This is a genomic window from Solibacillus merdavium (assembly GCF_014836935.1).
Taxonomy (GTDB): Bacteria; Bacillota; Bacilli; order Bacillales_A; family Planococcaceae; genus Solibacillus; species Solibacillus ferritrahens.
The window spans coordinates 113134-138263 of the sequence record NZ_JACSPW010000007.1; the positions used below are offsets into that span (position 1 = coordinate 113134).

The 25130-nt window shown below is 36.5% G+C and carries 24 protein-coding genes; 17 read left to right on the top strand and 7 right to left on the bottom strand.

The window, feature by feature from the left end; genetic code table 11:
- Positions 1 to 39: 39 nt before the first annotated feature.
- The 4 genes from H9632_RS09070 (at position 40) to H9632_RS09085 (ending at position 3455) form a co-directional block, all read left to right on the top strand.
- The gene (locus H9632_RS09070) at positions 40 to 462 is read left to right on the top strand and encodes a PepSY domain-containing protein (RefSeq protein ID WP_191703794.1); all 423 of its coding nucleotides are present in this window, start codon (positions 40 to 42) and stop codon (positions 460 to 462) included.
- A gap of 255 nt (positions 463 to 717) precedes the next feature.
- A complete protein-coding gene (locus H9632_RS09075) occupies positions 718 to 1122 on the top strand; it encodes a pyridoxamine 5'-phosphate oxidase family protein (RefSeq protein WP_191703795.1) in 405 nt (134 codons plus the stop codon).
- A gap of 13 nt (positions 1123 to 1135) precedes the next feature.
- Positions 1136 to 1540, top strand: coding sequence for a pyridoxamine 5'-phosphate oxidase family protein (locus H9632_RS09080; protein WP_191703796.1), 405 nt, complete (start codon positions 1136 to 1138; stop codon positions 1538 to 1540).
- A gap of 229 nt (positions 1541 to 1769) precedes the next feature.
- Positions 1770 to 3455: a methyl-accepting chemotaxis protein gene (locus tag H9632_RS09085; RefSeq protein WP_191703797.1), complete on the top strand. Its 1686-nt coding sequence runs from the start codon at positions 1770 to 1772 to the stop codon at positions 3453 to 3455.
- A 98-nt stretch (positions 3456 to 3553) separates the two neighbouring features.
- On the opposite strand, the gene H9632_RS09090 is transcribed toward H9632_RS09085, so the two are convergent.
- A complete protein-coding gene (locus tag H9632_RS09090) occupies positions 3554 to 4021 on the bottom strand; it encodes a hypothetical protein (RefSeq protein WP_191703798.1) in 468 nt (155 codons plus the stop codon).
- Positions 4022 to 4197: 176 nt separating this feature from the next.
- Here H9632_RS09090 and H9632_RS09095 point away from each other — a divergent pair, with 176 nt between their 5' ends.
- From H9632_RS09095 to H9632_RS09110, 4 genes are all read left to right on the top strand, one after another.
- On the top strand, positions 4198 to 4671 hold the full coding sequence (locus H9632_RS09095; protein WP_191703799.1) for a Fe-S oxidoreductase: 474 nt from the start codon (positions 4198 to 4200) through the stop codon (positions 4669 to 4671).
- Between the two features lie 470 nt (positions 4672 to 5141).
- A complete protein-coding gene (locus H9632_RS09100) occupies positions 5142 to 6470 on the top strand; it encodes a hemolysin family protein (protein WP_191703800.1) in 1329 nt (442 codons plus the stop codon).
- Between the two features lie 55 nt (positions 6471 to 6525).
- A complete protein-coding gene (locus H9632_RS09105; RefSeq protein WP_191703801.1) occupies positions 6526 to 7590 on the top strand; it encodes a hemolysin family protein in 1065 nt (354 codons plus the stop codon).
- A 134-nt stretch (positions 7591 to 7724) separates the two neighbouring features.
- The gene (locus H9632_RS09110; RefSeq protein ID WP_191703876.1) at positions 7725 to 7889 is read left to right on the top strand and encodes a hypothetical protein; all 165 of its coding nucleotides are present in this window, start codon (positions 7725 to 7727) and stop codon (positions 7887 to 7889) included.
- Positions 7890 to 7946: 57 nt separating this feature from the next.
- Here H9632_RS09110 and H9632_RS09115 read toward each other — a convergent pair whose 3' ends face one another.
- Positions 7947 to 8150, bottom strand: coding sequence for a hypothetical protein (locus tag H9632_RS09115; protein ID WP_191703802.1), 204 nt, complete (start codon positions 8148 to 8150; stop codon positions 7947 to 7949).
- A gap of 152 nt (positions 8151 to 8302) precedes the next feature.
- Here H9632_RS09115 and H9632_RS09120 point away from each other — a divergent pair, with 152 nt between their 5' ends.
- Together H9632_RS09120 and sstT are read left to right on the top strand one after the other, a co-directional pair.
- Positions 8303 to 9229 (top strand): bile acid:sodium symporter family protein, encoded by a 927-nt coding sequence (locus H9632_RS09120; RefSeq protein WP_191703803.1) that lies wholly within the window; start codon positions 8303 to 8305, stop codon positions 9227 to 9229.
- 291 nt (positions 9230 to 9520) lie between these two features.
- Positions 9521 to 10732 carry a serine/threonine transporter SstT gene (sstT, locus tag H9632_RS09125; RefSeq protein ID WP_191703804.1) on the top strand — a complete coding sequence of 404 codons (1212 nt, stop codon included), beginning with the start codon at positions 9521 to 9523 and terminating at the stop codon, positions 10730 to 10732.
- 64 nt (positions 10733 to 10796) lie between these two features.
- On the opposite strand, the gene H9632_RS09130 is transcribed toward sstT, so the two are convergent.
- Positions 10797 to 11717 carry a DUF4003 family protein gene (locus H9632_RS09130; RefSeq protein ID WP_191703805.1) on the bottom strand — a complete coding sequence of 307 codons (921 nt, stop codon included), beginning with the start codon at positions 11715 to 11717 and terminating at the stop codon, positions 10797 to 10799.
- 173 nt (positions 11718 to 11890) lie between these two features.
- On the opposite strand from H9632_RS09130, the gene H9632_RS09135 reads away from it, so the two are divergent.
- The 5 genes from H9632_RS09135 to H9632_RS09155 all read left to right on the top strand — a co-directional run bounded on the left by H9632_RS09135 (position 11891) and on the right by H9632_RS09155 (position 18385).
- On the top strand, positions 11891 to 13105 hold the full coding sequence (locus tag H9632_RS09135) for a carboxylate--amine ligase (RefSeq protein ID WP_191703806.1): 1215 nt from the start codon (positions 11891 to 11893) through the stop codon (positions 13103 to 13105).
- 105 nt (positions 13106 to 13210) lie between these two features.
- Positions 13211 to 13648, top strand: coding sequence for an SACOL1771 family peroxiredoxin (locus H9632_RS09140; protein WP_191703807.1), 438 nt, complete (start codon positions 13211 to 13213; stop codon positions 13646 to 13648).
- 13 nt (positions 13649 to 13661) lie between these two features.
- Entirely contained in the window at positions 13662 to 15665 is a 2004-nt protein-coding gene (locus H9632_RS09145) for an ABC1 kinase family protein (RefSeq protein WP_191703808.1), read from the top strand.
- 287 nt (positions 15666 to 15952) lie between these two features.
- Positions 15953 to 17437, top strand: coding sequence for a histidine ammonia-lyase (gene hutH / locus H9632_RS09150; RefSeq protein WP_191703809.1), 1485 nt, complete (start codon positions 15953 to 15955; stop codon positions 17435 to 17437).
- 69 nt (positions 17438 to 17506) lie between these two features.
- Positions 17507 to 18385, top strand: coding sequence for a 5'-3' exonuclease (locus H9632_RS09155; RefSeq protein ID WP_191703810.1), 879 nt, complete (start codon positions 17507 to 17509; stop codon positions 18383 to 18385).
- A gap of 56 nt (positions 18386 to 18441) precedes the next feature.
- Here H9632_RS09155 and H9632_RS09160 read toward each other — a convergent pair whose 3' ends face one another.
- The 4 genes from H9632_RS09160 to H9632_RS09175 form a co-directional block, all read right to left on the bottom strand.
- The gene (locus H9632_RS09160; protein ID WP_191703811.1) at positions 18442 to 19575 is read right to left on the bottom strand and encodes a Ger(x)C family spore germination protein; all 1134 of its coding nucleotides are present in this window, start codon (positions 19573 to 19575) and stop codon (positions 18442 to 18444) included.
- On the bottom strand, positions 19572 to 21002 hold the full coding sequence (locus tag H9632_RS09165; protein ID WP_191703812.1) for a spore germination protein: 1431 nt from the start codon (positions 21000 to 21002) through the stop codon (positions 19572 to 19574). The genes H9632_RS09160 and H9632_RS09165 overlap by 4 nt, the downstream gene beginning before the upstream one ends.
- Positions 20999 to 22087, bottom strand: coding sequence for an endospore germination permease (locus H9632_RS09170; RefSeq protein ID WP_191703813.1), 1089 nt, complete (start codon positions 22085 to 22087; stop codon positions 20999 to 21001). The genes H9632_RS09165 and H9632_RS09170 overlap by 4 nt, the downstream gene beginning before the upstream one ends.
- Before the next feature lie 82 nt (positions 22088 to 22169).
- Positions 22170 to 22697, bottom strand: coding sequence for a C39 family peptidase (locus H9632_RS09175; RefSeq protein ID WP_191703814.1), 528 nt, complete (start codon positions 22695 to 22697; stop codon positions 22170 to 22172).
- Positions 22698 to 22830: 133 nt separating this feature from the next.
- Here H9632_RS09175 and H9632_RS09180 point away from each other — a divergent pair, with 133 nt between their 5' ends.
- Together H9632_RS09180 and H9632_RS09185 are read left to right on the top strand one after the other, a co-directional pair.
- Positions 22831 to 23355, top strand: a complete 525-nt coding sequence (locus tag H9632_RS09180) for a sigma-70 family RNA polymerase sigma factor (RefSeq protein ID WP_191703815.1) — start codon at positions 22831 to 22833, stop codon at positions 23353 to 23355.
- Positions 23324 to 25102: a hypothetical protein gene (locus H9632_RS09185; protein ID WP_191703816.1), complete on the top strand. Its 1779-nt coding sequence runs from the start codon at positions 23324 to 23326 to the stop codon at positions 25100 to 25102. The genes H9632_RS09180 and H9632_RS09185 overlap by 32 nt, the downstream gene beginning before the upstream one ends.
- Positions 25103 to 25130: the final 28 nt, after the last annotated feature.

Genomic DNA, 25130 nt, shown 5'->3' on the forward strand with positions numbered 1-25130 from the left:
AATGATTAATGTATCAACATTAGAAGGGAGAATCATTTTATGAAGAAAACTTTCATGACAGCAGCAGCCGTTCTTTCATTATCAGTAAGTTCATTATTTGCTCCAGGGGTAGAAGCAGAAGCAGCATCGAAGCCAAATTATATTTCCACAACAAAGGCGAAACAATTAGCATTAAAAGAGGTATATGGTAAGATTGTCGATCTGGATTTCGAGCGCCACAAGCTAAATCCGCATTATGAAATAGAAATCCGAACAGCAAAAGAAGAAGTAGAGTTAAAAGTCGACGCGATTTCTGGAGATGTAACAATTACTGATCGAGATCCCCTTAAGAAAAATTTGAATAAAGGTAAAAAGCATAAATTAAATAAAAAAGATCGTTCAATGGAATTTGCAAAGGCAAAACATAATCATAAAGGCGATATGAAATATAAAGGTTTAAATCGTGATCACAAAAAGCGTTAATATAAGATGAGATAAATAATAAGCTTATCAGGTGTAAATAATAATTGAAATGGTGTGCGCTTCGCATACCATTTTTTTGTGGAAAGAAAACTTTGGGGAGCGTATAAAGTTACAATTTTGTTTTATTTGCATGTATTAAGGGAATTATAAAAGTATTAGCACGACAGCGTTTAAAAATCAGCAAAAGCTTAAGTGCGTTAGTATGTGCAACTTATCCCACAAATGATGGAATTATATTACTGAAGGAGTGAAACTATGAAAAGCAACAAAGACATCGCATTACAGATTTTAAATGAGAATAGTATCGGCGTCATGGCAACGAATAATAACGGTGTGCCAAATTCACGCTACATGACATTTCACTATGTTGAATCAAAACTATATACGGTTGCTGAAAAAGATTCCACAGTAGCGCGTGAAATTACAGAATACGGAGGCACACATATTTTATTGGGGTATGAAAGTGAAGGTATTCTCGAAACCTTTTTAGAAATAGAAGGGAGTGCTGTTACAACATTGAATGATATTGTAAAGCAGCAATTGCTTGAAAAATACCCTTCACATGCAGAAGGAGACTATGTGCTAATTCAAATTACGCCTACACGAATGAGAATTATGAATAAAAATGGTAAAAATCAAGAAGAAGTTCATTTAATTTAAGGGGGGCCAAGTAATGGAAACATTAAAAGAAAAAATTCTTTCTATTATTAATGACAACAATATCGGTACAATGGCTACATTAAACGGACGTCAACCTTATGTTCGTTATATGACATTTACGAATGAAGACTTCGTACTATATGCAACAACAACAGAGGATTCACAAAAAGTAATGGATTTAAATGAAAATCCATATACACATATTTTATTGGGCTATACGAAAGAAGATATGGATGCGCCATATGTAGAAATCACAGCTAAACTGAGTGAAATTAAAGATGATACACTCAAACTGAAAATTACAAACTTCTTTAAAGAAATCTTCACATCAGATGAAGGTGAGATGGTTACGATTCAGTTGGATCCTATTTCAATCAAATTAATGAATGACGGAGAACCACAAGAACTGAACTTTTAATGAAAGTACCTTGTACTAATTAAATATGCAATGAAGAAGCAATGACATTAATTTGTTGTTGCTTTTTTGCATGTTTCGATTAGTTCGCTTAACAAATAGAAGCTACTAATTTATACATAGTGTATAGAACGAGAAAAACAACGAAAATTTGTAAATATTTCGGGGAATTATTTTGGATTAGGTATGATAAGATTTGATTGAATTAAATATATTATATGGGGGATTTATTATGAAACTAGGTACTAAATTAAATTTAGCCTTTTACTCAATTCTTGCAATAATGCTTATTACCGCAGTTATTGTATTCATCAACTTAAACATGATTGATGAAAAACAAACAGAAGCATTAGATAATCGGGTGGAGCAAATTCGATTAGTTGATGACATTCGGGCAAATCTTGCTTTTCAAGGATTATATGGACGAGCACTTATATTGGAAAATTCCGATAAAAACCAAGAGAATTTGCTTACATACGCTGGTAATTTAGATGAAAATATTAAACAGATTGAACTTTTAGCTACAACAGATACTATGAAATCTTATATAGCGGAAATTAAAATATTTAATAATCAATTTAACGAAAGTGTCGACAAATTACTTGCTACGCTTAAAAGCGGCAATGTTCAAGCTAGTACAAATCTCGTAAATAATGATATGCAAAATGCGAATGTAGGAATTTTGAATGTAGCGAATGAAATGGTAGCATTCCAAAAATTTCAGTTGGATGAAATTAAGATAGAAACAGAACAAGCAATGACAACTTCAAAAATAATATCGATGGTATCTGTTGTGATTAGTATTATTGTCGGTTTCATCATGATTTTATTTGTAAAAAGATCAATCGTAAAACCTTTGGCGACTTTAATGAACGCAGCAGAGCATATTTCAGAAGGGGATTTAACACATCCTCTAGTAAAAATTCAATCGAAGGATGAAATCGGTCAGCTAGGAACAATCTTTAATAAGATGAAGCTAAATCTTCAAAGCCTTATCCAGTCCGTTCAAAATAATTCACAGCAATTAACTGCCGCCGCTGAGGAGCTTTCAGCAAGTGCGGAAGAAATTACTGCAACGACAGAAGATGTAACACAACAAATTGAACATACTGCAGATGCAGCACAAAATTCAGCAGTTGCTTCAAATGAAAGTGCACGGGCAATGGAAGAAACTGCCCACGGTGTTCAGCGCATCGCGGAAGCTTCTCAAATACTTCACAATTCATCGTTGGATGCAAGCTCGACTGCTACAAAAGGTGCTCAAACTATTGAAAGTGCTCAAGAGCAGATGGCGACAATCAATCACTCTACCTCTACTGTGAACGAACTTGTACAAAAGCTAGCGGCGCAAACGGTTGAAATTGAAAATATGACAAAAGTTATTACGGACATTACAGATCAGACAAATCTATTATCCTTGAATGCAGCGATTGAGGCAGCACGCGCTGGAGAGCATGGGAAAGGCTTTGCGGTGGTTGCTGATGAGGTTCGCAAACTTGCGGAAAGCTCGAAGCAATCAGCGAATTCAATTGTTGGATTGACAATGGAAATTCAGCGCGATACTTTCAATGTAGAGCAAGCTGTTTCAAGTGCACTTAACTCAGTAAATGACGGCGTAAAAATCATTGGCCATGCGGGAGAATCATTCAATGAAATTGTTGGTGCAGTAAATTTAATGACAACACAAATCGAAGAAATCTCGGCAACAGCAGAGCAACTTTCAGCAAGTTCAGAAGAAGTAACAGCTTCCGTAAATGAAATTGCTGGAGGAGCAAATAGTGCTTCACAAAGTATGATTTCCGTTGCCGCTGCGATGGAAGAACAATCTGCAACAATGCAGGAAGTAAGCGGTATAGCTGTTTCTTTAGTGGATAGCGCAGCTGAATTACAACATGAAATCGGGAAATTTAAAGTGTAAAATATTCTTGCATTAAGTTGAAAATATAAATTAGAATAGCTAACAAAAAGCTCTTATGAAGCAGGAATCTCACTGCATCATAAGAGCTTTTATTTAATTTAAAAACACTGGAATGTAAGGATGGAGCCACGATTTACTGTGCTATATACCCAACCGAAACGTCCCCAACGGAAGCCTAAAATGATATTGCTAGTGACGAACGTTGGGAAAAACCAGAATGTATTACCATTTCTTTGCCAAATAAATGTGTTTCGATAAATACATCGTCTTATTCCGCTTGAACCTTGCTGTGATTGGGATGACGATAATTGCATTTGTGGTGTAAATGCAGGAGGCGGACCCATTGGCATAGGTGTGTTTCCTCCTGGTTGTGGACCACCTGGGAACGTCTGTGGTGGACCTCCCGGAAACGGATTATTACCTCCTCCTGGTGGTGGAGGTGGACCCCCAGGGCGAGGCGGATTCATCGGGAATGGACTTGGCTGATTGAACGGTGGTGGGAAAAATGGGCTGAATGGTTGTTGATTGGGGCTATCATCAAATGGGTTAAATGGATTTTGACTCAAAAATTTACCTTCCTTCATAAAGTATTCATTGCTAATCTATGTGAAAGAAAGCATCGAATCCTAGGATTTAGCCTAATTAATTGTCACTTTCTTACATTTGCGCGTAGAAAATTTGATTAATTCGCGGAATTTTAATAAAATCACGAAGAATAGGTTTCAAAGAAGGGAATTAGAAAATGAAAAAATTTTTGCTCGCTATATTTTTATTATTGGTAGCCGGCTGCAGTGATGGAGAAGGGAAGCAACATACTAAATTTACAGAACAGCAGGCGGTACCATTCGAATTAGTTCATTACGAAGAAAAGATTGCCCCAATTTATGAATCACTCGTTCCACATATTGCATATGCCAGTACGCCGTCACAATTTGAATCACTTCAAGGACGTTTTAAAGTAGCTGACTTTTCAATTGATCTAGACAACTATATGGCTGTATTTATCGTTACTTATTCAAATGGCTGTGGGGTATTTGTTGATGGAGTATACGATCATGATGGATATCTAGGTGTTCAACTAATCGACTCTAATGGTAAGTCATGCGATGTAGAAGGTGTCCCTCACACTTTCGTTTTACAAGTGGAAAAAAATCAATATAAAAAAGTACAGTTGTTTAATGGTGAAATAATCAAATCTTCAGTAGATGTAGAATAAAATTTTTAAGAGCCTGGGACAGAAGTAGAAATTTCATTGGATAAGGAGAAGACCCTTATTAAAAAACGGATATTTTATAAAATTGATTGGAATGGAGGGCGACTCCTGCGGGAACAGCACGACGCCTGAGACTACAGGCTCAGGCCGTGCCCGCGGAAAGCGTCCCGGAATGGAAATCAATTTTTACGCCAGCAAAAAAATGCTATTTTTCTCAGGGAGAAAAATGGCGTTTTTGGGTTATTTCCCAGTCCCTTAAATTTTTTTGAGGGGATAATTTGCTATCACAAACAAAAGATTATATAATTTTCTTAAACTATAACGTGATGGTTTTGAATGCTAGTTTTAATCAATTCCGATCATATTCTTTCTTTTTATGAGCATGCCATCGCTCTTTTTGGGTACATAAATAGAAAGATAAAAAATTATAGCAATTCATTTTGGAGGTGAATCCCTCATTTAGAGGGAAGTAATTGGACGTAAACACCATATTAAACATCATTTTATTAATTATCTTTTTAGGTTTAACAGCTTTTTTCGTTGCAGCAGAATTTGCTGTTGTGAAAATTCGTAAATCCCGTATTGATCAATTGATTTTAGAAGGTAATAAAAAGGCAGTCATAGCAAAAAAAGTAGCAGGTGACCTCGATTATTATTTATCAGCTTGTCAGCTTGGTATTACAATTACAGCAATCGGCTTAGGTGCTTTTACAAAACCGTATGTAAAGGAATTAATGTATCCAATATTTAATTGGTTAAATGTTTCGGACATTGTAGCTTCTGCTGCCTCGTACGTTATTGCTTTGGCGATTGTAAGTTATCTGCATGTAGTAATCGGTGAAATGGCGCCAAAAACGTTGGCGATTCAGTTCTCGGAGAAAGTAACATTGATGCTTGCAGGACCTCTTTATTGGTTCGGTAAAGTGATGTATCCATTCATACAGGCGTTAAATGGAACATCGCGTCTGCTTTTACGGGCAGTTGGTGTCAAATCGGCAAGTGAAGATCAAGCATACTCGGAAGAAGAGCTTAAAATTATAATGGCACAAAGTTTTCAGGGTGGTCAAATTGACCAGCAGGAGCTGAAATATTTGGAAAATGTATTTGCATTTGATGAACGTGATGCAAAGGATATTATGGTGCCTCGAACAGATTTAATAACGATTGATAAAGACATGAGTGCGGAGGAAATTGTGCAAATTTTAGATGAGCATAACTACACACGTTATCCTGTCGTTGAGAATAATGATAAAGATCGCATTATCGGTGTTGTCAATGCCAATAAACTTCTCAGTCATATCGTATCCAACCGGGAAGTTCAGTTAGATCAATTTGTAAGGAAAGTTCCGTTTGTTTTAGGTGTAACTAGCATTCAGGATGCTTTATTGAAAATGCAAATGGCAAAAGTACATATGACAGTTGTCATTGATGAATATGGTGGCACTTCCGGTGTACTCACTATGGAAGATGTACTGGAAGAACTAGTGGGCGAAATCCGTGATGAGTTTGATGAAGATGAAGTAGATGAAATCCGTAAATCCGGTGAAAATGAATATACGATAAGCGGACGTGTATTACTTGTTGAACTGGAAGACCGTTTCGGCTTTGAATTTGATGATAGTGAAGAAATCGATACGATTGGTGGATGGATTCAACATTCGAGCATTGATTCGGTTAAAAATGGAGAAGAGCTCCAAATTGGAGATGAAATCAAATTTGATGACCATAGCTGGACAATTTCGGATATGGACAATCTTCAAATTAAAGAAGTCATTTTAAAACAGTATATATTTCAACAGTAAAGAACCCATACTTATTTGTCTTGGAGGTGAATCCCTCAATTTTCGGGGGAATTAATTGGACAGTATTATAATAATAAATTTAATTTTAATTGCGATTTTTATTTTATTAACCGCCTTTTTCGTAGGTGCTGAATTCGCGATATTAAAAGTTCGTATGTCACGTATTGAGCAGCTTATCGCAGAAGGTAATAAAAAGGCGATTACAGCAAAAAAAGTTACGCAGGATTTGGACTATTACTTATCCGCCTGTCAGCTTGGTATAACAATTACAGCTTTAATTTTAGGTGCGCTAGGTGAGCCAACAGTTGAAAAAATGCTACAGCCGGTTTTTGACCAGTTCAACATCCCGGCAGCAATTGCGACAGCCCTTTCCTATGTGATAGCTTTATCGGTAGTAACATTCCTACACGTAGTACTTGGTGAATTAATGCCAAAAACGCTGGCGATTCAATATGCAGAAAAGATGACGCTATTATTGGCGCCGCCACTTTATTGGTTTGGTAAAATAACGAGTCCTTTTATAAAAGTGCTAAATGGTTCTGCACAGGGATTATTAAAAATTTTCGGTGTAAAGCCAGCCGGTCATGATACGGTATATTCAGAGGAAGAGCTTAAACTTATTGTGACGCAAAGCTATGAAGGTGGCGAAATTAATAAAACTGAGCTTGCTTATTTGGAAAACATATTCGCTTTTGATTCACGTCAACTAAGCGAAGTCATGATTCCTCGTAATGAAATGATTACACTGGAAAAGAACTTTACTTTAGAGCAGATGTTAGCTGTTATAGAGGAATTTGAATATACACGTTATCCGGTTATTGGTCGAAATAAAAATACATCGGCATTTATCGGCTTTGTGAATTCGAAAGAAATGCTGACAGATATTGCTGCAGGACGTATTAATGATATGACTTCATATATCCGTGAAATCCCTCGCTATAAAGAAACCGTTGCGATAAAAGATGTGTTTTTAAAAATGCAGCAAACACGCAATCATATGGCAATTGTTACCGACGGAAAAGGGGTTACAATTGGGCTTGTTACGATGGAAGATATATTATCGGAAATCGTTGGAGAGATTGAAGACGAAGATGATGGTAATGTAGTATATACAAACTAAAAATTCCAACCTCAAAAATCGATCATTTTGCCAATTGGCCTAGTGATCGATTTTTGAATTACAGCTTTTCAGGATATAATCTTAACAAACCGTGCCCTTAAAACTAAACCTTTTAAAATGAAAGAAAGGAGACGATGAACATGCAATGTGGCGCAAAATGTTTTGTAGTGGAAGTGGAACATAATGGTGAAAAAAAGCGAATCCCTGTAACAGCCAGATCTGCGGTAAACGCTAGAAAAACGGTCCGCCTCAAGTATGAGGAAGCTGTTAAAATTATTTCCGTAAGAGAAGAAAAATAAGAAGCGATCTACTAAAAAATCGATGGCCACTTTTCAAAGAAGGGCATCGATTTTGTGTTAAAGACGATTCTGTTTTTCTAGTTTAATTTGCTTCACTAAATGAATGATGAGCATTAAAATCCCTGCTGTACATAAAACGACGCTAATGATAAACAATATGAGCCAAGCTTCCATACTCCAGTTTCCCGTAAAAAATATAGAACCTACTAATAACAGGACCCCTAAAAATAAAATAAGGTATCCACCTTTAGACAGTGACATGCCAAAAACCTCCTTCCAATACTACATCATAAAAATAACATAAAAATCGTAAATTTATCTATTAAAATGAATACAAGTTATTTAAAGCGCTTATCTGTCAGTCTGTCTATGATACAATTTATGAATTAATGTAGTAGGGGAGAAGTGGCAAAATGAAAGTACAACAACTCAATCAATTTATCCAAAAGTGGATACCCGTATTAACCCCCCTAAGCTTAATATTCGGCGTTTTTTTAGAAGATATTGGCACTCATTTATTATTTATAGTACCCATTTTATTTGCATTAATGACGCTAATTAGCAGTTTAAGTTTGAAGTTTCGAGATATTAAAGTGTTTACGCAATATCCGAAAACGATTTTATTTATGATTGGATTTTTACATATATTAATGCCTTTGTGGGCATTCCTTTTAGCAGAACTTATTTTTGATGACCGTTTATTAACGATAGGCTTTTTAATTTCTGTAGCAGTACCAACAGGTGTGACAAGTGTGATTTGGGTGACGATCAGTAAAGGGAATTTACCGCTTTGCTTAGCAATCATTTTAATCGATACTTTGATTGCACCGCTACTAATGCCGCTAATTTTACTTTTTGTAGTAGGTGAGACAATACAGCTTAATATGCTATCACTAGTGTTTGATTTAATCTGGATGATTGTTTTACCATCTTTATTAGGAATCATCATAAATGAATGGACAAAAGGAGTATTACTCGAGAAATTCGGCGGCCCTTTATCGCTCATTTCAAAGCTATGTTTATTTGCGATTATTATGGTTAACAGCAGTGCGATTGCTCCTTATGTTAAGGATATCAATTTAGAGTTGGCGAAAGTAATTGTAGTTGTATTGTTATTGGCGGTATCAGGCTATGCTTTATCGCTTATACTCAGTCGGCTATTTTGGAAGTCTAAAGGGGATCAAGTTGCGATAGTTTTTAATGGTGGAATGAGAAATATCGCAGTAGGAGTAGTTTTAGCAACGACATACTTCCCATCAAAGGTTGCCATGCCAGTCGTGTTTGGTATGCTGTTTCAACAAATACTTGCATCGATATTTTATAAAATAATCCGAACATAACAGCTGAAAATAAATTTAAATTGAGCTGTTCAATTATTTAATTCGTGTTTTTTAAGCTCTTATAGGTGAAAAGTAAGTTATATCAGTATTTTGCTATATTTTGCGTTGTACTTCCAGAAAATACAGTTGTGTTAATTAGGGGGACAATGTATTATTGATATATATTAAATTAACGAAAAAGTGTTATAGAAGGAGAATCTTTAAGTAGTGGGATTTTTCTCATCAAAGATGATACTTCACTCGCTTCAACATCACGAAGTAAGTTAACAACTTAGAATTGCGGAGGAAATTATGAATAGAATGTTCGAAAAATGGAACAGCATTAACTTAGTTAGCCGTATAATCGTAGGGATAATCGTTGGAGTTGGATTAGCTTTAACAATTCCGGAAGCTGTAAGTGGTATTACTATTTTAGGGACTTTATTTATTTTAGCTTTAAAAGCAGTTGCACCAATTTTAGTGTTTGTCTTGGTTATTAATGCAATTGCTTCACATGTCGGTGGTAAATCAACAAATATGAAGACAGTACTTGCCTTATATGGGGTGGCTACATTATCTGCCGGATTTGTCGCAGTTGTTGTAAGTTTTATTTTCCCGACGACATTAACATTAAAAACAGAAGCACAGGATGTAGCACCGCCAAGCGGGATTATTGAAGTGTTTGAAAAATTATTATTCAATATCGTATCAAATCCAGTCAGCGCAATTATGGAAGCCAACTACCTTGGTATTCTGGCGTGGGCTGTTATTTTAGGAATTGCGTTGAAAGCTGCGAATGATTCTACAAAAGGTGTAATTGCTAATTTTTCAGATGCGATTACAAAAGTTGTACAATGGATTATTAGTTTAGCTCCACTTGGGATTATGGGGATTGTGTTTGAAGCGGTCTATACGACAGGTCTTTCAGCTTTAAGTGAGTATTTGCGGTTAATTATCATATTGGTAGGAACGATGTTTTTCGTCGCACTTGTTGTAAATCCGCTGATTGTATTTGCAGTGGCACGAAGAAATCCATACCCATTAATTTTAATATCATTAAAAGAAAGTGGAGTAACGGCCTTTTTCACACGTAGTTCGGCAGCGAATATCCCTGTTAATATGGCGTTGGCAGAAAAACTGAAATTGGACAAAGATACGTATGCTGTATCCATTCCTTTAGGTGCTACTATTAATATGGGCGGGGCAGCCATTACGATTTCTGTTTTAACGATGGCAACTGCACATACATTAGGAATCGAAGTAGATCTTTTCACTGCAGTCATTTTAATGGTTATGGCAGCCCTTTCGGCAGCAGGTGCATCAGGTGTAGCTGGAGGATCATTATTATTAATACCATTAGCTTGTAGTTTACTTGGAATTTCAGATGATATTGCAATGCAAGTTGTAGCAATTGGATTTATCATTGGGGTTATTCAGGATTCGTGTGAAACAGCATTAAATTCTTCAACAGATATCGTATTTACAGCAGCAGCTGAGTATGCAAAAGAACGCAAACAAAATTAAAAAAATAAAACTATGCTGAACGGTAAAAAGAAGCCATTTAGCATAGTTTTTTTATTTTAGAAGGTTAATCGCCACCGCCACCACCATCACTTCCGCCATCTGAAGAGCTTGATTCAACTGCAGAGAAAATAATATCAGAGTAATACGATTCATTCGACGGTATGTCACCAATTGCTTCATTTGATGTATAGATTTGTGTAGTGATAAGCAAGGTGTTGCATTGATTGTGATTTAATTTTAATTCTCGGCATATTTCATTGTGGATATCGTAAAGTGCCGGGAACTGGTGTACTTCAAATTTTGCTAGGGCAAGCAGGGCAATTGTTGCATAGTGGCAAGATTTTAGTTTTGTTTCTGTATTTTTTATAAATAAAGTTAACTCCTGCAGCCTTGTAAATGTAAACTCGTCAAATGTACCTGTTCCAAGCGTTAAAATAAGAGCTGCATTTTTAGTGGCGTCTTTTCTTTCATAACCGATAGACACGAGTGCCTTATAGTATTGCTCAATAGTATTCGCCAAAATCCCTGTATCTTCTGGTCGCCTAGCCAGCATTGCACAAGTGGCCGGTTTTATTGGATAATATTTCATGCTTGTTTGCTTCATTAAATCAGCTAACAGTTTCTGAATTCGGTCCATATCATCCTCTGTCGTTAAATAGGCAGACGTTATATAGCTATGTTCGCCACGTGAAAACTGCTTCGTCAAACTTTTATAAAGATTGAGTGCTCCGCCAATTTTTTCAGGCTGTTTTGCAAAGTGGACATAATATGTATTAATAACTTGTTGATTGACCCGTGCTGTGTTATACCATTTCGTATGCTTCTTAATCTCCTGCCGAACCGCTTCATAATCTTCATAATGAAAAATGATATTACGCACTGTAAGCTTCAGTGCTAAATTAATGTAAAAAGATTTGGCATCCGAGCCAAAGTATAAATTAATTTTATCGATGTTAGTAAAAAACAATTGTAATTGAGCATTCATAGCGATCACCTCTTACTTAATACGTACGTTTTAAAAGAAGAGAAGTTTCAAAATCAGGAACATTGTTTGACAAAATTCGTTTGTAAATTACAGCATAAATCGAAAGAGTATTGTATGATAAATAAGTGAAAAATGAAATGAAAGACCTTGAACAAATTGAGAGGAAGTAAGTTATGACCCAACAACGTTTTTTACCGATTATTGTAGGAACTGATATTAATGCATATAACATGGCGATTTCGTTCCATGAAGAATATAAAATACGTCCAGTTTTAGTAGGAAAGGGTGTATTGCCCTTTACAAATTTAAGTAATATACCACGTGCGATTGAATATGATAAAAAGTTGGGCGATCCGACACAATTTGCGAAGATTTTAATTAGTGTTGCAAAGAAATATGAAAAAGAAGCAGAAAAGTTAATTTTAGTCGGTACGAATGATTTATATGTCCGCTTAATTATTGAAAATCGTGCAATTTTACAGGATTATTTCGTATTCAACTACATCAACGAAGATTTAATGAATGACTTGCAAATTAAATCCAACTTCTACAAGCTGTGTGAGCAGTTTGACATCGATATTCCAACGACAGTATTTTATGATTGCCGGCAAGACGGATCATTTGAACAGCAAATGATGTATCCTGTTATAATTAAACCGAGCAACGGCATTGAATATAGCCGCCATCCATTTGAAGGACAGGCAAAAGTATTCAAAGTGGAAAGTAAAGAAGAAGTACAAAATGTAATCGATATGATAAAAAAGAGTGGCTATAATGATGAGTTGATTATTCAGGATTATATTCCGGGTGATGATACAGCAATGTGGGATTCTGTTATTTATGTAAATACGAAAGGCGAAACACAGCTCGTATCTTTTGCCCAAGTTGTTCTGCAAGAGCATACAAAAACGGCAATCGGAAATTATACGGCATTAATTTCCCGTTACAATGAAGAAGTGATGACGAAGCTACGGGGCTTTTTAGAAGCAGTTGGCTATCGTGGATACGGGAACTTTGATTTAAAATACGATGAGCGTGATGGGAAATTTAAAGTGTTTGAAGTAAATATTCGCCAAGGTCGTTCAAGCTACTATATTAACGCAATGGGTCACAATATGGCCCGCTATTTTGTGGAAGATTTAATAAACGATATTCCAAAACCATGCGCCTATTTAAAGGGGGACGTGCTCTTTTCGGTCGTACCTAAAATTGTATTGAAAAATTTCGTTCATGATGAAGATGTGAAAAAGGATATCGAGCGTCTAATTCAAGAAAAGAAACTTGTTAATCCGCTATTCTACAAGCAGGACAAGCATTTAAAACGTAAATTTTACATGTTCATACGTCAAGTTAACTACTATAAAAAGTACAAAGAAAACGTCTGGTAAAGTCGAAGCCCATCAACGAGCAACTCTTGTTGATGGGCTTTTTTATCGGGAATTAACTATAAATAATGTTATAGTAAAAGAAAAAAATGAAAAGAGTGAATATTCATGACAATACATACATTTACATTACATATAGATTGGCCAGGGGGTCGCAATTCGGTAGGAGAGCTTTCGGCAGAGCGCTTGCAAACCAAAATTTCCATTCCTCCAGAAATGAATGGCCCCGGTATCGGTACAAATCCGGACGAGATGTTGCTAGGTGCAGCAGCAACATGCTATTTGATTACGCTTGCGGCAATGCTTGAACGAAGTGAAATAGAAGCAGAACTCACATTGGAATCAAAGGGACTTGTTGATGTGACAAACGGCGTATTTACTTATAAAGCGATTCATCATAATGTAGAGATTTTACTAAAAAACAAAGAAGATGATCGTGGGCGTCGTATAGCAGAGCGCTATGCATATAAAGCGGAGGAAACATGTATGATTAGTAAGGCGTTAAAAGGGAATGTAGATATAGAAGTACATTTAACTCTGAGATAAAGGGGCGATTATGATGAATATCGTTTCAGCAATGATCCAACTTTTAGTTGCAGCGGTAATTATTTTTTTCATTAGCGGTCGATTAATTGGTTCACAGGTGAGCTTAACGAAAAGAATTATGTCAGTAATAATTAGTGTAGCTTTTACAACCTTTGTATTTTGGTATACGTACTTGCGTGGTTCAGACTACTATGACCAAGGTATTGTTTCCAATGTTGTTAATATAGCAACACTTTTATGGTTAGGAAGTATGCTCCTTATTTCCATGCTCTTTTATTTGCTTTTTGAGCTCTTTGATCCAATCGAGTTGAATGAAAAAGGGGCACCTATTGGCAGGCGTTCGTATTTTAGAACGTTCATTACGTATTGGAGGCGACAAAAACGTTTGCGCCAAGTAGTGAGTATTGCCGTGAAAAACGGGGTCACAAGAACGATGAAGTATGCACGTGCCCGTGAGGATGAACGTGAGCTAGCAAAGGCATTACGGGAAACACTTGAACAGTGTGGTGGAGTATTTATAAAGTTTGGACAAGTTCTATCAACCCGTAAAGAGCTATTGTCCCCGATTTTCATAGATGAACTCCAAAAGCTGCAGCAACATGTAAAACCTCTTTCTGAACAGCAAGTGGACCAAATTATAAAGGAAAACTTTAATGCAGATACTAGTAAGATATTTTCCTATTTCAGCAAAACACCATTAGCTTCTGCTTCGATCGGTCAGGTACATAAAGCAATTCTAAAGGAAACGAATGAGCCTGTCGTTGTAAAATTTTTGCGCCCTGATGTAAAAAATATTATGCATGAGGATTTGGCCATCTTAATGGAATTTGCAAGCTGGATCACAAGTAAATCGCAATGGGCTGAAAATCTTGGCTTTTATGATTTGGCAAAAGGTTTTAGTCTGGCATTGAGTGAAGAAACCGATTTTAATATTGAAGCTCGCAATATGGAGCAAGTCGCAAAAATTGTAGAGCGTGGAAGCATCGATGTAAAGGTTCCGAAAGTATATCCGGAATGCAGTAACTCAAATGTAGTAGTGATGGAGCATATAAAAGGAAAATCGGTAACGGTCGCGAATAATATATTTGTTGATTTACAAATTGATCGACATGAATTTGCCCAAACGTTACTCAAAATATTTTTGGAACAGGCACTTATCTCAGGAATTTTCCATGCAGACCCACATCCAGGTAATATTTATGTGGAGGAAACGAGTGGACGTGTAGCGATACTGGACTATGGGGCAGTAGGACGATTAGCGGCACATCAGCAGGAAGGTTTGAAGTACTTCCTCGTTGGCATACATCAAAATGATGCGGCTATTGTAGTTGATGGTATTAGTCAACTAGTTGAAAACGCTGAAAAGATCAAACATCATGAGATGGAGCAGGCAATTAGTCAAATCCTATTGAAAATTAATTATGTATCGAATGTTCCGACAGACGAATTAATGTATTCTATTTTCTCAGTCGTTCGTGATTTCGGTCTACATTTTTACCCTTCAGTTAACGTGGCATTACGTGCAATTATTACTTTAGATGGCACCCTTTCAGTCATTTGTCCAGGCTTTAAAATATTTAGCGAAGTTAAAGACTTCTCAAATGATTACTTAAAAATGAATTTATTGAAGCCATTTAAGAAGCCACTTGAAACAAAACAGTACCTTGAAGAAGAACTGGCACTGTTAATACCTAATCTACGAAAAATTCCGCGCCGCATGGATCAATTGTTTAAGAAAGTCGAGAGCGGCAAAATCATATTGCATCATGATATTTTTTCGGATAAAGCAAACTCAATGTTTGTTACACAGTTATTTTCCAGGTTCGTGTTACTCCTCGTTGGAATTACGTTCGGTATTATTTCTGTGGCACTTCTCGCAATCTCGCAATTTATTCATAATGCATATGCGATTTATTTAAACACAGCTGCATATTTAGGATTATTTTTATGTGCAATTTTACTCGTACGTTTATCGATTCAGGCAATCCGAGATATGAAGCGGACAAATAAAATGTAGGGACCCATAGTGGGTCTCTTTTTTTATGGGGAAGTAGCAGTACGGGGCAATGTTCTAGTCGAATAAGCGATTCACTTTAACGCTTTACTATAATAAAATACTAATTCATTAGACAATCAACCTGCTAGTGCGTGAGTATATTTTTAGATAAAATATGAATTAAAGCCTATAAATATGGCATTTTGTACAGAAAAACGTAATTTAATATAAAAATGAGTAGAAATAAACTGTTATTTGTACAATAATAAATTTAAAGGTAAGAGGATAATGAAGAAGGAAGTGGGCAAATGATTCAACTAAACGGTCAGAATTTATCAATGGAGCAGTTAGCGTATATTTTATATAGCGGGGAAAAAGTTGAGATTGCTGAAGAAGCGAAAGTACGTGTTGTAAAAAGCCGTGAAGCGGTGGAACGAATTGTACAACAAGATAAAACAGTGTACGGCATCAATACTGGATTTGGTAAATTCAGTGATGTAAAAATTGCAGAACAAGAGGTAAGCAAGTTGCAGGTTAATTTAATTCGCTCACATGCATGTGGATTTGGTGAGCCTTTTTCGGAGAAGGTTGCCAAAGCAATGATGGTACTTCGGCTAAATGCTTTATTGAAAGGGTTATCAGGTATTCGATTAGAAGTTTTGGAACGATTATTATATATGATTAATGAAGATGTAATACCGGTAATTCCGCAACAGGGTTCACTTGGAGCATCGGGAGATTTAGCACCGCTTTCCCATCTAGTATTGGCCCTAATTGGTGAAGGAGATGTTTTTGTAAATGGTATATCCCAATCTTCTCATGAAGTGTTTGAACAGCGAGGACTGTCTAAAATTGAATTACAGGCAAAAGAAGGTCTTGCTTTAATTAACGGTACACAGGCAATGACTGCACAAGGTGTAGTCAACTATATAGAGGCAGAAAAGTTAGCCTATGCCAGTGAATGGATTGCCGCGATGACAATGGAAAGTCTGTACGGTATTATTGATGCATTTCACCCTGCTGTTCATGAAGCGCGCGGTATGAAAGAGCAAATGGATGTTGCAGCTCGTATGCGTAATTGGTTGCAAGATAGTATGCTTATTACACACCAAGGAGAAAAGCGTGTTCAGGATCCTTATTCATTACGGTGTATTCCACAAATTCATGGTGCAAGCTGGCAAGTATTAAATTATGTAAAAGAAAAGCTGGAAATCGAAATGAACGCAGCAACAGACAATCCACTTATTTTCGAGGATGGAGACGTTGTTATTTCAGGTGGTAATTTTCATGGGCAGCCGATTGCATTTGCCATGGACTTTTTAAAAATCGGTATGGCGGAGTTGGCGAATGTGTCCGAACGCCGGATCGAACGATTAGTAAATCCTCAATTAAACGAAGGATTACCACCGTTTTTAAGTGCAAATCCAGGGTTAGAATCCGGAGCAATGATTTTACAGTATAGTGCGGCAAGTCTAGTTTCTGAAAATAAAACACTGGCACATCCAGCTTCTGTCGATTCTATTCCGTCATCGGCAAATCAGGAAGATCATGTATCGATGGGCACAACTGGTTCTCGTCATGCACGTATGATTATTGCCAATGTACGCAATGTGCTGGCAATTGAAGCTTTTTGTGCAGCACAAGCAGTTGAATATCGCGGAGTGGATAAGATGTCTCCGAAGCTGTTGGAAAAGTGGAACGAGATACGGGAAATTGCGCCTGCTATGACAGAAGACCGCATTTTTAGTCGTGATATTAACCGTATTATCGAATACTTAAAACCTAATATGTAAGTTATTGTGAACGATTAACATTCCGAAGTTTGTTATAATATATTTCTACTAGCAAAAGAGGAGATTACTATGACAAAACCACATTTACTAATTATTGATGGTATGGCGTTATTATTCCGATCGTTTTTTGCATCGGCTGCTATGAATCAATTTATACGACTGGATGACGGCACACCTTCTAACGGGGTGCAAGGATTTGTACGTCATGTTTTAACAGCGCAAAACTTAATGAAACCTACTCACTTAGCTGTTTGCTGGGATATGGGTGCACATACGTTCCGAAATGATCTATATGAAGGGTATAAAGCAAATCGCCCTGCACCACCAGAAGAAATGCTGCCTCAGTTTGATATGGCAAAAGAAGTTTCGGCTATGATTGGCTGGCAAAATTTTGGTACGGCCGGTCTTGAAGCAGATGATTTAATTGGCTCTATGATTGAAAAATGGAAGGATGAAGCACAAATTACCGTGATCAGCGGCGATAAAGATTTACTGCAATTATTAAATCCTTCCACAACAATTGCCTTTACGAAAAAAGGCTATACTGAGTACGATGTGTATACGGAAAGCCGCTTTATCGAGGAATACGGTATTTTACCGAAACAATTTGCAGAAGTAAAAGCATTTATGGGGGATTCAAGTGATGGTTACCCAGGTGTAAAAGGAATTGGTCCAAAAACTGCACTTCAGCTCATACAAAGCCACGGCTCTATTGATGGAGTGTTAGCTGCATTACCGACACTAAAGCCAGGACAACGTATTAAAATAAGTGAGAATGAACAAATGTTAAGGCTTTCTCATCAGCTGGCAACAATTGATTGTTCAGCATCGATTGAATGTGATTTTGAAGCATTACGTTTGACTGACTATATGCCGGACTTGTTCGAGCTGATTGAGCAAAGAGGCTATCGTCTCATTGCCAAACATGCACGGGCAATTTACAGATAAAGACGAAAAAGGGCTGTGCCGAGCGTCAAATTTGACGTTCAGCACAGCTCTTTCTTTTAATCTGAAGTAATACGTTCACCTTTAACTTTTACAAGCTCTACATCCAAATTACGGATTGTTGATTCATCAAGAGGGATTTTCCCATCCTTCTCGTGTTCCTTCCAAACCTTCACATTTTTACGATACAATACTTCCGATAACCGGTATATATCAGTGTCGAATTCTAATGAAGCTTTGTATGTTTGTTCAATTTCTTGCTTTACCTGTCGTTCAATCTCTTTTTTCAGTACAGCCATTTTTTGCTGATTCAGTATTTCATTTGTTTGAACGACCAATTTAACATTGATATCAAATTGCACCTTATTTTCGGTTACTACAGGGATAATTTCTGTGTGCACCTCGTCAACGGTTGACGTTGTATATTGTTCTTCAGATTCCTCCATTTTAACTGTAACATCTGAGCGCTTTGTCTGGTTAATCACCCACTGCACACCGTTTAAATCATCTCCTAATAGGTTCCCCTTAAAACCAGAATCCCTATGGAGAATACTGATCCCTTTAAAAGTGTAAACAGGATCTGGTCCATCTTCCTTCGACCAGTTTTCACTAATATCAACCAAAGGGATTTTTGCTTCATAACTAGGCTCATTCAATTGGATCATGAGCTCACGAAATTGAATTGGTCGTATTCGTGATGATTGGTTATAGGAGCTAAGCGGATCTGATAGTTTGGAAAGGGTAATGGATTTATTAATAATAGGTGTGATGAGCAGAATTTCGTCAAGAGGCGAATTCGTCATATAAGCCCAAGTCGTATATCTCAATTCTCGATAACGGATAAATGAATTTACGATAGGTTCAACTTTGTTCTCCTTTGCAATATTTTCAGAGAAAATAACATACTTTAAATGCCCTAAAAATACCCGCTCATCCATCGTTTGATATAAATTGAAAAAGGCTTCATCAAATGTCCGCCCTGTAGCAACCCCGACTTCAGCCTGTGTGGCATCTGGATTTGGCTGTTCGCTTTTGGCTATATTGGTAAAGGCGACGATTTGTGCAAAAATTTCATACTGTTCATCTTTATAATCAATTCCTAGCCCGTGAATATAGTACATGCGTTCAGCTTGGTTCGTATCCCAGCATCCTGAAAGTAATAGCAACAAAGGAAATAAAAGAAACTTTTTCATTTTGTATTATTTTCCTTTGTTTTATCTTTAACATTTAATAGGTCCGGGCGCTTATTATTCGAAGTTGGCGGTGGACGGAAGAATGACATTTTTAAATTATTCCAGCTTAAATTAGCAGCAACATTTAAATACGGTACACCAAAAACACGAATATTTGCTATATAAACAAGGCATATATATATTGAAAGGAAAAACCCGAAAAGCCCAAATATCGATGTAATAATTATAAACACAATACGCAACATACTGATCGTAGTAACGAAGGATTGATTGACGAGTGTAAAAGTAGCAATCGTTGAAATCGCAATGACCACGATCATAGCTGGGCTCGTAATCCCTGCCCGAATGGCTGCATCCCCTATAATTAATCCTCCAACAACACTAATCGTTCCCCCTAAAATACTAGGTAGACGTAATCCAGCTTCTCGAAATAATTCAAACATAAATAGCATTCCAAGCATTTCCAAAGCTGAAGGGAGCGGTGAGCCAGTGTTTGCTTGTACAACCGTCGCAAGCAATTGAATGGGGAGCTGCTCTTGATGAAAGGTTGTTAACGCAAGCCAAAAAGCAGGAAGCAAGAGTGCGATTAAAATGCTCCCTAGTCGTAATAACCTTTCTAATGAGCTGTAGATAGGCGGATAATCATTATCCTCACCGGACTTGAGTAACACTAAAATATCGATCGGTGTGATAATTGCATATGCAACGCCGTCTACCAAAATAATATAGCGACCAGTAGTAAGAGATTGCATTGCAGAGTCGGGCCGACCTGTCGTATCATTGAGCGGAACAAGATATGAAATCTTATTAAAACGTTCAAGCAATAATTCCCCACTTAAAATGACATCTGTTTCAATTGCTGAAAGCTGCTGTTTAATTTGTTTTAATATGGATAAATCGGCAATGTCGTTAAAATATAAGATTGCTACCTTTGTTTTAGAACGTGTTCCGATTGTCATTTTTTCCACGGATAAGGAGTTCGTTGGCAGTCGCTTACGAATAAGCGCAATATTTACACCTAAATCTTCAATAAAATTATCACGAGGTCCCTTTATAAGTACTTCTAGATTAGTCTCTTCTGGGCTTCGATTTGGCTTTTTTTCAATATTACTGCATAACAAAATCTTTAAACTTTCAATATAGATAAGGATAAATCCGCTAAATACATTCGTAACGGCTTCTTGTAAATCGTCAATCTTCTGTAGCTGTGGGAGATGCAGCTTCTGCATTAAACTGGCTTCATCAAATTGATCCTTTTGATGGCATGCAACTTTTAATCTAGGTACGACTACTTCATTGAATAAATGATTGTCTGTCATTGCCTCACAAGTGATGAGCATCACATTACTTGCTGGAAAATCTAATGTCTGAAAGCGAATATCAGCACAATTGTCAAATTGCTTTTTTAAGGTAGCTTGTTCAATCAAGCATTTCCCACCTTTCGCTTTGTTTTTCGATTTACTAATATGAAAATAATAATTGAAAGTATGAAAAAGAAAATTGTGGTGCTTATTAAAAAATATTGCCCCTTCCATTTACTAAATATACTGTCATCGAGCAAATAAAGCGGCAGTGATAAAAAGACAAAAACCGGCACAATATACTCCCATATTTTTTTCTTTTGACCTGTAAATCCTAATAGCTCAATTGCTATGAACAATATAAAGCCAATTCGGACAAAGGCTCCAGTCAGCCACTGGTAAATAGAAAAAAAATCAACATGGTTAATGAAGCTTCCAATTGAAGCAATACGCCATTCTTCATATGCCGGATAGCGCTGTTTCGCCGCTTCAACTGGTCCGAATTCCGCAATGGCCCCAATCAATGGCCCCATAGTTAAACCTAAAAGTAAAAATAGTATCAGTATTAAGTGTCTGTATTTTAATTTTGTTTTAAAATGATGCTGAATGAAGAGCAGTAAATAGATTTCTACAAAGCCTGAAGCAGGGTATAACATAGATGTAAAAACAGGTGAAAACCCATGCTCAAGGAAAGGTCTTAACAAGGAATAATCTTTAACCTGAATATTTACAAAGGCAACAAAAAAGCCGAGAACTACGACCACGAATAGCACAATAACATTGACCATCGTTATTGTTAAAATGGACGATGTGGCAAGTAAAAAGCAAACAAATGTAAAGAAGAAAAATAGTAATAAGAAGGGTGTGTTAATTAAAAAAGTTGTAGATACCCACTGTAACGTTTCGTGCATCGTAAGGGCAGCCATTAAAATCAAATAAAAAACGGTGACATAAATGAGTGCCTTGCCAAACCGTGGATATCTTTTTAATAAATATTGACGAACTGATTCATCCTTTATTTTCTTTAATGTGAAAAAAGGAAGCAGTAACCAAGGAATAATTAATAGTATCGCTACAAGAACAGATATCCATGCATCTCTTCCCGCCCCATTAATCAAAGAAGGAATAATTGTAACGTGGTTTTTTAATCCGATAAAGGTCATTGTCAAAAAGATAATATGTAAAAGACTAATCGAGCCAATTGATTTCATATATGTTCCTCGCATTTTTTATACAGTAATAACCAATTAATGTATTTTTTATTCTTGCCAAAAAAAGAGCATTAGCTATTTGCTAATGCTCTTTTGGTTCAATTTTGACAAAGCTTAATACTTTCCGGTTGTCATCATATTTAAATGTTCTTATTTGACTCTCTCGATTTCGTCCGCCGTTATCATGAATAGTTAAATAAAGTTCATCATCTTTAATTTCGTAGCCAATTAAAGGGACCCAATGATACTTATAAAGAGGGTTATAATTTTTTAGGAACTGCCCGGTAAAATACACATCAAACTTCATCGCAACAGGATTGCCTAGGCGTAATTGTTCAATTGCCTGGGTTAAAGTACATCCTTCAACACACCAATCATCTCCAAGTAGTCGGCGTAAGTTTCTAATCATCCGCCATTTAAAAAGTCCAATTTTTGTTCCACCTAATAATTTATAAAATTCATTTACATCTTTTGTGCGGATCGTCTCATCTTTGCATAAGTAATTCAAAATAACGTGTGCAGTCGTCGGGCCGCATGCTGAGTTTTGATATTCAGGTCGGATACTCGAACTATATTGTGACCTGCCATTAACGTTTAATAATACCCGCATACTAAATACCTCCATTATATTATAAAATTATCATATACCCATTTTTTAAAAAAATAATCCTTCATAATTTGAAACTAAAAATATTACAGCTCCGTCTAACGGTTAACAAAATGAAAAAAGGGGGGACGATTATATGCAGCTAGAGCAATTTATAACAATACATGGCGAGGAATTACTTCGGCTTTCCTATACATATGTCAAAAATAAAGAAATGGCAGAAGATATTGTACAGGATGTGCTTTTAAAAGCATATGAGCAGCACGACAAATTTCGGGGGGATGCGAGTTATCGGACGTATCTATATCGTATGACAATTAATCGTAGCTATGATTATCTACGCAGTTGGAGCTATAAAAATACAATTTTAACGAATAAAATCCAGGAAATATTCCAAGTAACCAAATCCACTGAACAACAAGTGTTCGAGCAAAACGATAATCGCCTATTAGGGGATGCAGTGCTCGATTTACCAGTAAAATACCGTGAAATTATTATTTGGTTTTATTACAAAGAGTTGAAGATTGATGAAATTGCAGAGCTCCTATCAATTTCAAATAATACCGTAAAAACAAGACTAAAGCGCGGACGTGAAAAGCTAAGAAATCAATTAGAAGGTGGTGAATGGGATGACGAATTCTCAAGTAAAACGAGCAATTGATGAAGCAATCGGAAAAGAACCTTTAATGAACGAAGCGTTTTTGCAAAAAGTTGTACAAAAGAAGAAACGGAAAAAGCCGCTGCCATTTTTGCAGCCAGCGATTGTTGTTCTGTTGATGCTTGCGATTGGGACAGTACTGTACTTTACTCCGGAACAACGTAACCATGCTGTTGAGATAGAGGCCCAATACTTAAAGCCTAACCAGGAGCAGCTAGTGGCTGAGTTTTACGGTGCCATCATAGCGCAAGACAAAAAAGCTTTAGTAAACATAAGCGACGTTAGCAGCGAGCAGGCTTTTGCCCGCTATTCTATATTTGAGTTTACAAAGCCAGTAGAAGTAATTAAAACGATAGAATCAGAAGAAGCCGTTACAGTATTTCTAAAGCTTCAATCAAAAAACAAAAACTTTTTAGATGAGCTTGTCATTCATAAGGAAACAGAAAAAATCGAAGTTAATACTGCACAAACTATGGGACTTTACGACGCAAATGCGGAGTTGCCTAAGAACTTTGTATTGGAATATAAAGCAGCACCTTATGCTCCGATAATGAAAAATATAGAATTAGATCTAAAAAAAGCAGACGTTCAAAAAGTTAATGATTATACACTTTATCAAATACCAACAGATGAGGGGACATGGCGTGTATTTGAAGCACCTGACGGGAAGCTATTAGATTTAAATACGGTCAGTAATGGGCAGACGCAAGTAATTAACGGTGATAGAGGAAAGTTTTTCTTTATTGATAGTGAAACGATGGAAACAACATATATTTATAGGGACAAAGAGGGGAATTACCAAATATTAACGGGGCAGCTTAAATATCCTGGAGTGACAACGTATCAAACAGAGTTTCATGAAGAACCTGTCTTTATGTTTGGTGGCCCTGAGCCTAAAGTAATTACAACTAAGCAAGGGCAACTGATGTATGCAGAGGTTTTTGAAAATGCAAATCTAATTAATTCTCCGGCATTTTATGATACAGAAACGATTGGCCAACACATACTCGTAAAGTATAGTGAGGATTCGAAACAAATTTCTGCTTATTATCAATTTACAGCTCAGGATGAGTTAATGGATTTTCGTGAAATTGGGATGCTTGAAGCAAAATCGGAGCATTTACAAGATATGATTTTACAAAATCGTTATAATGATCAACTGCTCTATACTTTTAATAAAGATACTATTTACTACAGAGGGAGAACAGTTTCCGGCGAATTAATTGAGGAAAAATATACAAAAATTCAAGTCGAAACAAAGGACAATCAGTATTTCATAACAGGGGATAATGACTTTAGCTGGACATTAACACGCACTGCACCGCGTATTTTACAGGATGAAAAAGGTATTGAATACATGATTCCTTTTGCATTTGAAGAGTTCCCTAAAGTGAATACCACTCTTTTAGCAGACGATATTCAATCGCTAAGGGTATATAAAATTGATGGATACGGTACGAATGCCTATGTTTTGGAAGAAGACTTGGATGAAGTGAATGAATTACTGTTACAAGCACAGGTGAACGAAGATTACATCACCTTGGATAAGTCAGAACTAATGATTGAAGTCGAATACCCCAATGGTCAAAAGGAAAATTTAGAGTTATGGTTAAATGAAGGCAAACCGAGTATTGTGATGAAATCTGATTTTTTAACTAATACAGATACATTATTTACTATACCGGATGCATTAGCGGATCATTTCCTTCAATTAGTTGAAAGAATCGAGAAATATGATAATTCCAAATGAAAAGCGAAAACTACCTCAACTATGGGGT